A 13,401-nucleotide genomic window follows, 5' to 3' on the forward strand; every position below is an offset into this window, starting at 1 on the left:
ACTTGGGTATACATGCTTTCCATGGCAGACGAATTGGTGTTTGCTGGCTAAAAGCAGCGGTTTTGAATGGACGATGAATATAACCCCGCATTAAGTGTGAACTTGGTGGCTATTCTTTTGATTTACTTGCGAATAATTAGGAAAACCCAATCATTGTGTCTTACGCTTTACAGACATGGAGTGCGAAAGTCTGAGTTAGGGTTTTGTCAATTTTTTGTCGTCTTGTTTGCAGATGGTGAGGAATAGGCGCAGACTTTCGCGCCTGCTATTCAACGCATAAATGAGGCACGAATGAAAACGGGTGATAAGCAATTTGCGGTAATTGGTCTGGGTCGTTTTGGCTTGGCTGTTTGTAAAGAACTGCAGGATTCCGGCTCACAGGTTTTGGCGGTAGACATCAATGAAGACCGAGTGAAAGAGGCGGCGGGGTTCGTGAGTCAAGCTATCGTGGCAAACTGTACTCAAGAAGATACGGTAGCTGAACTCAAACTTGACGACTATGACATGGTTATGATTGCCATTGGTGCCGATGTGAATGCCAGCATTCTTGCGACGCTGATTGCGAAAGAGGCGGGCGTGAAATCGGTTTGGGTCAAAGCGAACGATCGTTTCCAAGCACGCGTGCTGCAAAAAATTGGTGCAGACCACATCATCATGCCTGAGCGTGATATGGGGATTCGTGTTGCGCGTAAGATGCTTGATAAACGCGTACTTGAGTTCCACCCACTTGGCAGCGGCCTAGCGATGACGGAGTTTGTCATTGGCTCGCGCTGGATGGGTAAAACCCTAGGCGACTTGGCTTTGTGTAAAGTCGAAGGCGTACAAGTGCTGGGCTTTAAACGTGGCCCTGAGATCACCAAAGCGCCTGACCTGAATTCCACATTAGAAATCGGCGACCTCATCATTGTCGTTGGTCCTCAAGATAAACTTGCGAGCAAGTTGAAATCACTATGAAGCAATTTCATCAGAGAGGCGTTTTTTACGTCCCAGATGGCAAACGAGATAAAGCGAAAGGTGGCGAACCGCGCATTATATTGCTGAGCTTTCTCGGTGTGTTATTGCCTTCTGCTGTACTGCTCACGCTACCAGTGTTCTCTGTTACCGGTTTGTCACTGACCGATGCATTATTTACCGCAACCTCGGCCATCAGTGTGACCGGCCTAGGTGTGGTGGATACGGGTGAGCACTTCACTTTGGCAGGTAAAATTCTGCTGATGTTTTTAATGCAAGTTGGTGGGTTAGGGCAAATGACCCTCTCTGCTGTCCTGCTTTACATGTTTGGGGTTCGTTTGAGCCTTCGACAACAAGCGTTAGCCAAAGATGCCTTGGGTCAAGATCACCAAGTAAATCTGCGTAAGCTGGTGAAGAAAATCGTTATCTTCGCACTGATTGCTGAGACGATTGGTTTTCTTTTCCTTTCGTTTCGCTGGGTGCCAGAAATGGGCTGGCAAACGGGCATGTTCTATGCGCTGTTCCATTCTATCTCGGCCTTCAATAATGCCGGTTTTGCACTCTTCTCCGATAGCATGATGAGCTTTGTGAATGATCCAGTGGTTATTTTTACACTAGCGGGTTTGTTTATCTTCGGCGGTTTGGGCTTTACGGTCATTGGTGATTTATGGCTGCATTGGCGCAGAGGTTTCCACTTCTTGCATCTGCATACCAAAATCATGCTCATTGCCACGCCAGTGCTGCTGGCTGTTGGTACTGTGATGTTCTGGTTATTGGAGAGGCATAACCCAAACACAATGGAATCTTTACCTGTGGCAGGGCAGTGGCTAGCGGCGTTCTTCCAATCAGCCAGTGCGCGAACAGCGGGTTTTAACAGTGTCGATTTGGCTCAGTTTACCCAGCCAGCTTTGTTGGTAATGATTGTGTTGATGCTGATTGGTGCGGGTTCTACCTCAACGGGTGGTGGTATTAAGGTATCGACCTTTGCTGTGGCATTTATGGCGACATGGGCATTCTTACGCCAGAAGAAACATGTGGTGATCTTCAAGCGCACAGTAAACTGGCAAACGGTGACGAAATCGCTGGCCATCATTGTGGTCAGTGGCGCTATCCTAACGACCGCAATGTTCTCATTGATGATCACGGAGAAAGCGGCCTTCGATAAGGTGATGTTCGAGACCATTTCTGCATTTGCAACGGTTGGCCTTACCGCTGGTTTAACGGCTGAATTGTCGGAGCCGGGTAAGTACATCATGATTGTGGTGATGATAATCGGACGTATCGGACCTTTGACGTTGGCGTATATGCTAGCGCGTCCTGAGCCAACTCTGATCAAGTACCCAGAAGACAATGTCTTGACTGGTTAATAACCGGTTAATCATCAAAAAACGATTACGCGAGAGTGTGGTTTAACCGCCTCTCGCGTTTTTTATAAATTCATCAAATAAATGAGCATAATTTCTATTTATTTGTGGCGATAGTATTTCAATATTGATTGAAATCTGTAGTATTCGATAGCTCTATTATGTGCAACTTGTTGTTTTGTTTGCGTATGAAATGCGTTATCTGCGCATTGAACTCATGGAGCCGTAGTTTGGAGTAAGGTAAGAGCATCATGATTGATGTGTTATCGAATGACTCTGACTTCAACAATGACTTCGCTAGCTCAGGCGGCGGAGGCAGTGTTTCTTACTGGGCGTTAATGCTGTTAGCACTGTTGGGCTGGCGTCGTCGCGCTTAATCGATATCTCAAAGCCACTCCTTCGAGTGGCTTTGTTCTTATTTCTTGTTCCAACGATAAACTCATCAATCTTTTTAGTATGAGATGAGTTTCACTTTTATTTTTACGCGCTGTCTATTTTTGAGGCGTAGTCTATGGCTAGATACTTATAAAAGTAAGGATATTTTTATGTCTGATAATTCGTTTTCTGTTGCTTCTATTTGCCAAGAGGCTGTGGGCATGGTCAGGGCAAACTTACTCGCGATTGTAATAGCGTGTATTCCTTTGATCGTGGTTCACACGATATTTATTACTCAATATCAAGGAGCCTTGGTTCAAGGATCGCAAGAACCTGACTTTTCCAGCGTTGGTGCCGGCTTCTTTGTGACAACTTTTCTGCTGTATCCACTGGTCGCGGCAATGGCGGTAGTACGTATCCATCGTATCTACCTTGCACATGAGTACATGCATTCTGCTCTAGATGTGATGCGATTATCGATGCGCGAGCTGCGCTTTATTGGCTGGTGGATTTTGTTTGGTTTGTCGATGATGTTTACATTGGCGCTTCCTATATTCATCGTCACCTTTTTGTATGCGGCAGAAGGTGGAGAAGCGAGTGAGTTAACTTTCACTATCATTACCTTACTTGCCAGTATCCCAGGTCATTGGATCCTTTCGCGTTGGTCGTTAGTTTTGCCAGCGACGGCGCTAGATCTTGAACCTAGAAGCCTTGATGACGCATGGAGACAGAGCAAGCCTTATAACAAGCAGATATTTGTCTTGATGGGGCTTATCCCTCTATTAGTTGGCGCTGTTAACCAGTTCATTTTTGCCGAGTTTAATCACATATTGGCATTTGTTGTGTCTGGTGTGATCTTCGGTATTTTTGGCGCTTACCAAATAGCACTTTTGTCTTTAAGCTACCGAACGATTCTTAATATTGAGCGCGCTAAATTCAAAGGTGTGCCTGACTCTCAAAGCGATGCTTATGAGTTTCGTGGTTAATTGAAACTCATACTTGCCCCATGATTGCCGATGGTTCGTGGGGCATGCTTCCAACTTCTTTTTCTCTCCTAATAACTCAAACCTCTTCGTTAATCGTAAATACCCATGAATAATTCGGGGCTGAAGGTGACCTTACACACAGCTTATACTGTTGGTTAGGAAGTCGTTTATTAAGGAACTGCTATGTCCGTTTGGGAAGGTGTGAATTTTACCCATCGATTCAGTGAACTGCCGTCGGCATTTTTTACCTATGTTACGCCGCAGCTTTTAGATAACACTCGCTGGGTGGTGTGGAATGGCGAGTTTGCACAGCAATTTGGTTTACCTGCAGCCGAGAACGAAGAGTTGCTGAATGTGTTTGCAGGACAAAAAGAATTTGCGCCATTTGCTCCTCTGGCAATGAAGTACGCGGGTCATCAATTTGGTGTGTACAACCCGGACTTGGGTGACGGCCGTGGTTTGCTGCTCGCTGAAATGCAGCACCAAGATGGCACTTGGTTCGACATTCACCTCAAAGGGGCCGGTCTTACCCCTTATTCTCGAATGGGCGATGGCCGAGCGGTATTGCGTTCTACGATCCGCGAATATCTGTGCAGTGAGGCCATGGCAGGGCTTGGCATTCCCACTACTAGAGCGTTGGGTATGATGGACAGCGATACGCCCGTCTATCGCGAGAAGACGGAATATGGCGCACTATTGATTCGTGTTGCCGAAACGCACATCCGTTTTGGTCACTTCGAGCACTTCTTCTACACCAACCAATTAGCCGAGCAAAAGCTGCTGGCAGACAAAGTGATTGAATGGCATTTCCCTGAGTGCTCAGAAGCTGAGAAGCCATACGCAGCCATGTTCGAGTCTATTGTGGAGAAAACCGCAGAGATGATTGCGTACTGGCAAGCTTATGGTTTTGCCCATGGTGTAATGAATACCGACAACATGTCGATTCTAGGACAAACCTTTGATTACGGGCCGTTTGGCTTCCTCGATGACTACGATCCTAATTACATCTGCAACCACTCGGATTACCAAGGTCGTTACGCCTTTGAACAGCAACCGCGTATTGCACTGTGGAATCTCTCTGCTTTGGCGCACTCCTTGTCGCCTCTTGTACAAAGAGAAGATCTTGAGGCTGCACTAGGGAAGTTTGAAGTGCGTCTGAGTCAAAAATTCAGTGAGTTGATGCGTGCCAAACTCGGTCTTCACACTAAGGTGGACGAAGACGGCCGCTTATTCGAAGCCATGTTTGAACTGTTGAACCAAAACAAAGCTGACTACACTCGCTTCTTTCGTGAGTTGTCTAACCTCGACGTTAAATCGCCTCAAGCTGTGATTGATTTGTTTATTGATCGAGAAGCGGCAAGTGCATGGGTAGACTTATATCTCGCTCGTTGTGAGTTAGAAGTAGACGAGTGCGTATCAGCACAAACTCGCTGTGAAAAGATGCGTCGAACGAATCCGAAATACATCCTACGTAACTACTTAGCTCAAATTGCCATTGATAAGGCAGAGGAGGGAGACTTTAGTGAAGTAAACCGACTGGCTGAGCTATTAAAGCGTCCTTATGATGAACAGCCCGAGTTTGATGATTATACCAAGTTGCCGCCCGAGTGGGGTAAGAAAATGGAAATCAGCTGTTCATCGTAAATGTGTCATTTCCCACCCATTGAGCTTGTTCTCGTGGGTGGATTTAACCCCTTATCCTCACCAATAATTTTTTATTTTTATTTAAGTTACTGAATAGTAATAAGTAATCGACTTGGTCTGTAACTTGCTCCTTGTTGAACATCCGTACCCATCACCTTCTACCCACTTAGGTGTTCATGGAAAGGATGGGATGTGATTCAACAAGGAGAATAATAATGTTTAAGCCTCTAACTCTACTGTCTGTTTCTGCTCTGGCTATTACTAGCTTTAACGCTGCCGCAAACTGTGACCCTGGTGAAACAGTGATCAAGTTCAGTCACGTAATCAATACAGACAAACGCCCAAAAGGCACTGCTGCTTCATTATATTTGTGACCGCTGGTGTGGCCAAGATGTCGATGATGAATGTGGTGAAAGCGGCACTGCCATGGGTGGCGGTGATGTTCCTCTTCCTGATTATCGTCACTTACGTGCCTTGGGTATCGACTTGGTTGCCAACGACATTGATGGGGCCAGAAATCATCACTAAGTAATGGTTTTTAGCCACAAAGACAAAAGAGGTGTGACTATTCATACCTCTTCATCTATGGATTTATAGGCTGGCCTTCTTGGGTCCGGTTTCACTCGACGCTCGTAACCGAGCCATTTCTTTTTGTTTTTACGCCTGTCTTCCCCAGAACGCCTCTCTTCTTGATAATGCCCGTCAACCATCACAGTATCGGTGATCACGGGGGTTTTGATCTTTTCTGTCATATCCGTTTAAGCCGTCTTTTCGTTGTTATAAAAAAGTATGATTCAAGTTGGATATAACGACAAACCGCAAACTGCGTTTTATTTATATAGATCCTTATCTATCTGATAACGTTGCATTTTGTCGTACAGAGTTTTTCGAGGCACATTCAATTGTTCCATGGTCTGTTTGATACTGGCGGCTAGCCCAAACCTCTGCAGTTTTTGGATCGTCGAGTGGCTGTAAACTTTTGAATAGCCAGTCACTCCGGCTACTCATAAACACAATGCCATTTGGGTCACTCGCAACAAGGACGCTTTTAGGGTGTTGCCAATTATCTTCTATCTTGCTTAAATCCATTTTGACCACCACGACACCAAGCACGTCCCCGGCATAGACGATTGGGTAGGAGTAGTAGCAACCGCGCTTTCCTGAAGTAGAACCGAGGGCTTAATACTCAGCACGCTGACCGACAATCGCTTGTTTGAAGTAGGGACGGAAAGCAAAGTTGCGGCCGATAAAAGAACGCGCTTTGCGCCAGTTACTGGCGGCGATCGTCGTGCCCCATTTGTCGATCAAATAAGTGTCTGAAGCGGCAATGACATTGTTGACCGATTCTAAATATCGATTAGTGATTTCCAGTTGGGCACTGTTGGCTGGATTGAGTAGGGCTTCAACCAAAGGTTCGTCTTTGGAGAGCAGGTGTGGGATGTGCGCGTACTTATCTAACTTGTTCTGAATATGGCTGGAGAACCGCTCTAACTGGGATTGATGTTTATCGAGCAAAGATTGGTAGCTGGCTTGCCAAACCCAATGCCCACCAACGAAGGCACAAAGGAAATAGAAGACGAAAAAATCAGTAGAATACGACTTTTTTGCAACATCCTTGTGCTCCTTTACATCTTGTTTTTACCACGTAAGAAAATGTTAATAGTTTGTAGAGATGAATAGGGATTTCGTTTCCAACTCTGTGGAGTAAAACAAGAGCAAGATCTCTTTTTAGGTTTTTCAATAAAAAAAGCTGTCGATTCTCTTGAAAAAGTCGCTATTGTCCCCATTCTAGATATGCTGGCTGAGGCGAAGCGATGCTAAAAGGGCATTTTTCGTAAAAATTGAGTCCGTATTCGAGAATTTAGCGCAGACAATGTCCACATAGTGGCTATTGGCTCGACAGGATTGCGACAGATCGCTAGAATGTCGCGTCTAAAAATTCTGTCCTGAGGCTAATAGGAGATACCTTTTGCGTTTGCTGAGGATATCACTGATTAGTCCGGTGTTGGTTTCCAGCATCGATACTCGGTTTTAACTTAGGTGTTCGGACAGGACACTACACAAGGATGAAGCGTGAACTCAAAGAGTCTCGCTCATAAGCTCGGGAAGACCGAGCCACTTTAGAGGTTTATATATAATGCAAGTTACTGTTGAAACGCTAGAGGGCCTAGAGCGCCGTCTAAACATTACTGTTCCAGCTGCAAACATCGAAGATGCTGTAACAGCTGAACTACGCAACATCGCTAAAAACCGTCGTTTCGATGGTTTCCGTAAAGGTAAAGTGCCTCTAAAAATGGTTGCTAAGATGTACGGTAAAGCAGTACGTCAAGACGTTCTTGGTGAAGTTATGCAACGCCACTTCATCGAAGCGATCGTAAAAGAGAAAATCAACCCAGCTGGCGCACCAACGTTCGCTCCAGTTGAAAACAACGAAGGCGCAGATCTAGTATTCACTGCAACTTTCGAAGTTTACCCAGAAGTTGAGCTAAAAGGCCTAGACAGCATCACTGTTGAAAAACCAACAACTGAAGTTAACGATTCAGACGTAGAAGAGATGATCGAAACTCTACGTAAGCAACAAGCTACTTGGGCTGAAGTTGAAGAAGCTGCAGAAGCTGGTAAGCGCGTAAGCATCGACTTCGTTGGTTCTATCGACGGTGAAGAGTTCGAAGGCGGTAAAGCTGAGAACTTCCCACTAGAAATGGGCGCAGGTCGCATGATCCCAGGTTTCGAAGACGGTATCGAAGGCAAAACTAAAGGTATGGAATTCGAAATCGACGTAAACTTCCCAGAAGATTACCACGCTGAAAACCTAAAAGGTAAAGCGGCTAAGTTCGCAATCAAAGTGAACAAAGTTGAAGCTCGTGAACTACCAGAACTAAACGACGAATTCGTTTCTAAGTTCGGTGTTGCTGAAGGTGGCGTTGAAGCACTTAAAGCTGAAGTTCGTAAGAACATGGAGCGTGAACTTAAGCAAGCTGTTAAGAACCGCATCAAAGAGCAAGCTATCGACGGTCTAGTTGAGCAAAACGAAATCGACGTACCAGCTGCACTTATCGACCAAGAAATCCAAGTTCTACGTCAACAAGCTGCACAACGTTTCGGTGGTAACCCAGAAGCAGCTGCACAGCTTCCACGTGAACTATTCGAAGAGCAAGCTAAACGTCGCGTAGTTGTAGGTCTTCTACTAGGCGAAGTAATCAAGTCTGAAGAGCTAAAAGCTGACGACGAGAAAGTGAAAGCGCTAATCGAAGAAATGGCAACTGCTTACGAAGATCCATCAGAAGTTATTGCTTACTACGAGCAAAACGAGCAAATGATGAACAACATGCGTAACGTTGCTCTAGAAGAGCAAGCTATCGACGCGATCATCGCTAAAGCACAGGTTTCTGAGAAAGAAGTAAGCTTCAACGAGCTACTTAACCAACAACAACCTGCTGCTTAATAAGCAATATCTTGCGTAGAAGGTTGACTTAACGTCGATTATTCTGCTAACAATGGTCCGTATGATACATCATCATCCGGGCCATTTATTTTAGGGACATAAGAATATGAGCTACCAAGAAAAAAACGCAATGTCGCCAATTATTGACGCGCTAGTGCCAATGGTGGTTGAACAAACTTCCCGCGGCGAACGCTCTTACGACATTTACTCACGCCTACTTAAAGAGCGCGTGATCTTTTTAACTGGTCAAGTGGAAGACCACATGGCAAACCTTGTCGTGGCTCAACTACTTTTCCTAGAATCTGAAAATCCAGATAAAGATATTTTCCTATACATCAACTCACCAGGTGGCAGTGTAACAGCAGGTATGTCTATCTACGACACCATGCAATTCATCAAGCCAAATGTAAGCACAGTATGTATGGGTCAAGCTTGCTCTATGGGTGCGTTCCTGCTTGCAGGTGGTGCGCCAGGTAAGCGTTACGTTCTGCCTAATTCACGTGTGATGATCCACCAACCACTAGGTGGCTTCCAAGGTCAAGCTTCTGATATTCAAATTCATGCTCAGGAAATCCTGACCATCAAGCAGAAGCTAAACAACCTATTAGCAGAACATACTGGCCAGCCTCTTGAAGTGATTGAGCGCGATACCGATCGCGACAACTTCATGTCGGCAGATCAGGCAGTAGAATACGGTATTGTGGATGCAGTGTTGAGCCACCGCGGCGAGTAATTTAGCCAGCGCATTTTGGCTAAATTTGATATACACTCATTCATAAAGAGTAAAGGCTAAGAGGTTAGCGAATGACAGATAAAAGCAAAGAAAGTGGCAGCGGCAAATTGCTGTACTGTTCTTTCTGTGGCAAAAGTCAGCACGAAGTTCGCAAGCTAATCGCAGGTCCGTCAGTTTACATTTGCGACGAGTGTGTCGACTTATGTAACGATATCATTCGCGAAGAAATCAAGGATGTTCTCCCTAAGAAAGAATCTGAAGCGTTACCAACGCCAAAACAGATCCGTGAACACCTTGATGACTATGTGATCGGACAAGATTACGCGAAAAAAGTGCTCGCAGTTGCGGTATATAACCACTACAAGCGTTTACGCAATGGTGATACGACGAGCGAAGGTGTGGAACTTGGTAAAAGTAACATCCTTCTGATTGGTCCAACGGGCAGTGGTAAAACACTGCTTGCTGAGACGCTAGCTCGATTCCTGGATGTTCCATTTACAATGGCTGACGCTACCACACTAACCGAAGCAGGTTACGTTGGTGAAGACGTTGAAAACATCATCCAGAAGCTTCTGCAAAAATGTGATTACGATGTAGCGAAGGCTGAACGCGGCATTGTATACATTGACGAAATTGACAAAATTTCTCGTAAAGCTGAAAACCCATCAATTACGCGCGACGTATCTGGTGAAGGTGTTCAGCAGGCGCTACTAAAACTTATCGAAGGTACGGTTGCATCGGTTCCACCACAAGGTGGTCGTAAGCATCCACAGCAAGAATTCCTACAAGTGGACACGTCTAAGATCCTGTTCATCTGTGGCGGTGCATTTGCTGGTCTAGATAAAGTGATTGAACAGCGTGTAGCGACAGGCACAGGTATTGGTTTTGGCGCAGAAGTGCGCTCTAAGAACGAAACCAAAACAGTCGGTGAACTATTTACTCAGGTAGAACCTGAAGATCTAGTGAAATACGGTCTGATTCCTGAGTTCATCGGTCGTCTACCAGTAACAACAACACTGACTGAGCTTGATGAAGAAGCGCTAATTCAGATCCTATGTGAGCCGAAGAACGCACTGACTAAGCAATACGCAGCATTGTTCGAACTAGAAGACGCAGAACTTGAGTTCCGTGAAGATGCGCTTCGTGCGATCGCTAAGAAAGCGATGGAGCGTAAAACAGGTGCTCGTGGTCTACGCTCAATCTTAGAAAGCGTTCTGCTGGAAACCATGTATGAACTGCCATCAGCGACGGACGTAAGTAAAGTCGTGATTGATGAATCAGTGATTAACGGTGAATCAGAACCATTGCTCATATACAGCAACGCCGACAATCAGGCCGCTGGAGCAGAATAAATTCAGCCATGAATAGAAAGGAGGTAAGTAATTACCTCCTTTTTTTATTTCTCTTATTGAATCCAAATAATTAGACCCCATATACTGCCTTATGTAATACGTTAAACGTGAAAGCGGAAGAGAGAATTATATGAACTTGGAACGTTCCGAGCGTATCGAGATCCCGGTACTACCTCTACGTGACGTAGTGGTCTACCCGCACATGGTCATTCCATTGTTTGTTGGTCGCGAGAAATCGATTAGCTGTCTAGAAACGGCGATGGAAACAAACAAACAAGTTCTGCTTGTGGCACAAAAGCAAGCTGACACTGACGAGCCGACGGTTGACGACCTATTTGAAGTAGGTACGGTAGCAACCATTCTCCAGCTTCTTAAGCTACCTGATGGCACCGTTAAAGTGCTGGTTGAAGGTCAGCAACGCGCTAAGATTAACCACTTCAAAGAAAGCGAATTCTTCCTTGCTGAGGCTGAGTTTGTGGTAACGCCAGAGCTTGATGAGCGTGAGCAAGAAGTGATTGTTCGCAGTGCGATCAACCAATTTGAAGGCTTCATCAAACTGAACAAAAAGATCCCGCCAGAAGTACTGACTTCACTAAGTGGTATTGATGAAGCGGCGCGCCTAGCAGATACGATCGCAGCGCATATGCCTCTTAAGCTGGTGGACAAACAACAAGTACTTGAAATCGTTGATGTGACTGAGCGTCTTGAGTTCCTAATGGGCCAGATGGAATCAGAAATCGACCTTCTTCAAGTAGAGAAACGCATCCGCGGTCGTGTTAAGAAGCAGATGGAAAAATCTCAGCGTGAGTACTACCTGAATGAGCAAATGAAAGCGATTCAGAAAGAACTTGGCGATATGGAAGACGCACCTGATGAGTTCGAAACACTGAAGCAAAAGATCGAAGAATCGAAAATGCCTCAGGACGCACGTGAAAAGACAGAACAAGAGCTGCAAAAGCTTAAGATGATGTCTCCAATGTCTGCAGAAGCGACAGTGGTACGTAGCTACATCGACTGGATGGTAAGCGTGCCTTGGAACAAGCGTTCTAAAGTGAAGAAGAACCTTGCGAAAGCAGAAGAGATTCTAAACGAAGACCACTACGGTCTAGAGCGTGTGAAAGAACGTATTCTTGAGTACTTAGCGGTACAAAACCGTATCAACAAGCTGAAAGGTCCAATCCTTTGTCTTGTAGGCCCTCCTGGTGTGGGTAAAACATCGCTAGGTCGCTCTATCGCAGCTGCAACAGGCCGTAAGTACACTCGTATGGCTCTGGGTGGTGTGCGTGATGAAGCGGAAATCCGCGGTCACCGTCGTACTTACATTGGCTCATTGCCAGGTAAGCTTATTCAGAAGATGTCTAAAGTTGGCGTGAAAAACCCGCTGTTCCTTCTGGATGAAATCGACAAGATGTCTTCAGATATGCGTGGTGACCCATCGTCAGCATTGCTAGAAGTACTAGACCCAGAACAAAACAATGCATTTAACGATCACTACCTAGAAGTAGATTACGATCTGTCTGATGTAATGTTCGTCGCGACGTCTAACTCGATGGATATTCCGGGTCCACTACTTGACCGTATGGAAGTGATTCGTCTTTCTGGTTACACAGAAGATGAGAAGCTAAACATTGCCAAACGTCACCTTGTTGATAAGCAAGTGAAGCGTAACGGTCTGAAACCAAACGAAATTACCATCGAAGATTCGGCAATCATTGGCATTATTCGTTACTACACGCGTGAAGCGGGTGTACGTAGCCTAGAGCGTGAGATTTCTAAGATCTGCCGTAAAGCAGTGAAGAACATCCTACTTGATACAAGCTTGAAGTCAGTGACGGTGACAATGGACAACCTGAAAGAGTACCTAGGTGTTCAACGTCATGACTTTGGTAAAGCAGATGACAGCAACCGTATTGGCCAAGTAACTGGCCTAGCTTGGACACAAGTTGGCGGCGATCTACTAACGATTGAGGCGGAAGCGATGCCTGGTAAAGGTAAGCTGACGCAAACTGGTTCTCTTGGCGACGTAATGAAAGAGTCGATCCAAGCGGCAATGACGGTTGTACGTTCACGAGCTGAAAAGCTGGGTATCAACTCAGACTTCTACGAGAAGCGTGACATCCACGTGCACGTACCAGAAGGCGCAACACCTAAAGACGGCCCAAGTGCGGGTATCGCAATGTGTACTGCGTTAGTTTCTAGCTTGACGGGTAACCCGGTAAAAGCAGAAGTAGGTATGACAGGTGAAATCACCCTACGTGGTGAAGTGCTACCTATCGGCGGCCTAAAAGAGAAGTTACTTGCGGCACACCGTGGTGGCATCAAAACAGTACTGATTCCGAAAGACAACGAGCGTGACTTGGAAGAGATTCCAGAAAATGTTATCGCAGATCTGAAGGTTATCCCAGTACAGTGGATCGACGAAGTTCTGAAAGTTGCACTAGAGCGAGACCCGACGGGCGTTGAGTTTCAGTCTCAAAAATAGTGATGTGTAGCAAAAATAAGTAAAACTTTACGCTGATAGGCCTAAAAAGGCTTGTCAGCGTTTTTTTTG

General features: G+C 45.6%; 9 protein-coding genes and 5 pseudogenes. 11 read left to right on the forward strand and 3 right to left on the reverse strand.

Going from position 1 to position 13,401, the window contains the following annotated elements; all coding sequences use genetic code 11:
• Nucleotides 1-291 precede the first annotated feature (291 nt).
• From KIV40_RS19870 to KIV40_RS19900, 7 genes and pseudogenes are all read left to right on the forward strand, one after another.
• Complete coding sequence (locus KIV40_RS19870) at nt 292-954, forward strand: TrkA family potassium uptake protein (RefSeq protein WP_005430853.1); 663 nt, start codon at nt 292-294, stop codon at nt 952-954.
• The gene (locus tag KIV40_RS19875; protein WP_285350910.1) at nt 951-2,318 is read left to right on the forward strand and encodes a TrkH family potassium uptake protein; all 1,368 of its coding nucleotides are present in this window, start codon (nt 951-953) and stop codon (nt 2,316-2,318) included. Before KIV40_RS19870 ends, KIV40_RS19875 begins: the two co-directional genes overlap by 4 nt.
• A 290-nt stretch (nt 2,319-2,608) precedes the next feature.
• A pseudogene (locus KIV40_RS19880) lies at nt 2,609-2,692 on the forward strand (GlyGly-CTERM sorting domain-containing protein); the annotation flags it as partial.
• Nucleotides 2,693-2,860: 168 nt separating this feature from the next.
• Entirely contained in the window at nt 2,861-3,676 is an 816-nt protein-coding gene (locus KIV40_RS19885; RefSeq protein WP_285350911.1) for a sugar transporter, read from the forward strand.
• A 183-nt stretch (nt 3,677-3,859) separates the two neighbouring features.
• Nucleotides 3,860-5,320, forward strand: coding sequence for a protein adenylyltransferase SelO family protein (locus tag KIV40_RS19890; RefSeq protein WP_285350913.1), 1,461 nt, complete (start codon nt 3,860-3,862; stop codon nt 5,318-5,320).
• A gap of 215 nt (nt 5,321-5,535) precedes the next feature.
• Nucleotides 5,536-5,685: pseudogene (locus KIV40_RS19895) on the forward strand (C4-dicarboxylate ABC transporter); the annotation flags it as partial.
• Nucleotides 5,685-5,852 (forward strand): annotated as a pseudogene (locus KIV40_RS19900) (TRAP transporter large permease subunit); the annotation flags it as partial. The pseudogenes KIV40_RS19895 and KIV40_RS19900, both read left to right, overlap by 1 nt.
• A gap of 37 nt (nt 5,853-5,889) precedes the next feature.
• On the opposite strand, the gene KIV40_RS19905 reads toward KIV40_RS19900, so the two are convergent.
• The 3 genes and pseudogenes from KIV40_RS19905 to KIV40_RS19915 all read right to left on the reverse strand — a co-directional run.
• Nucleotides 5,890-6,072: a hypothetical protein gene (locus tag KIV40_RS19905; protein ID WP_012127307.1), complete on the reverse strand. Its 183-nt coding sequence runs from the start codon at nt 6,070-6,072 to the stop codon at nt 5,890-5,892.
• Nucleotides 6,073-6,150: 78 nt separating this feature from the next.
• Nucleotides 6,151-6,246: pseudogene (locus KIV40_RS19910) on the reverse strand (sigma-54-dependent Fis family transcriptional regulator); the annotation flags it as partial.
• Nucleotides 6,242-6,933: pseudogene (locus KIV40_RS19915) on the reverse strand (cache domain-containing protein); the annotation flags it as partial. The pseudogenes KIV40_RS19910 and KIV40_RS19915, both read right to left, overlap by 5 nt.
• 524 nt (nt 6,934-7,457) lie before the next feature.
• On the opposite strand from KIV40_RS19915, the gene tig reads away from it, so the two are divergent.
• From tig to lon, 4 genes are all read left to right on the forward strand, one after another.
• Nucleotides 7,458-8,765: a trigger factor gene (gene tig, locus KIV40_RS19920; protein WP_012127308.1), complete on the forward strand. Its 1,308-nt coding sequence runs from the start codon at nt 7,458-7,460 to the stop codon at nt 8,763-8,765.
• Between the two features lie 106 nt (nt 8,766-8,871).
• Nucleotides 8,872-9,498, forward strand: coding sequence for an ATP-dependent Clp endopeptidase proteolytic subunit ClpP (gene clpP, locus KIV40_RS19925; protein ID WP_005430931.1), 627 nt, complete (start codon nt 8,872-8,874; stop codon nt 9,496-9,498).
• Nucleotides 9,499-9,569: 71 nt separating this feature from the next.
• On the forward strand, nt 9,570-10,850 hold the full coding sequence (gene clpX / locus KIV40_RS19930; protein ID WP_005430932.1) for an ATP-dependent protease ATP-binding subunit ClpX: 1,281 nt from the start codon (nt 9,570-9,572) through the stop codon (nt 10,848-10,850).
• A 130-nt stretch (nt 10,851-10,980) separates the two neighbouring features.
• Nucleotides 10,981-13,332: an endopeptidase La gene (gene lon, locus KIV40_RS19935; protein ID WP_285350918.1), complete on the forward strand. Its 2,352-nt coding sequence runs from the start codon at nt 10,981-10,983 to the stop codon at nt 13,330-13,332.
• Nucleotides 13,333-13,401 lie beyond the last annotated feature (69 nt).

The organism is Vibrio sp. D173a (genome assembly GCF_030248475.1).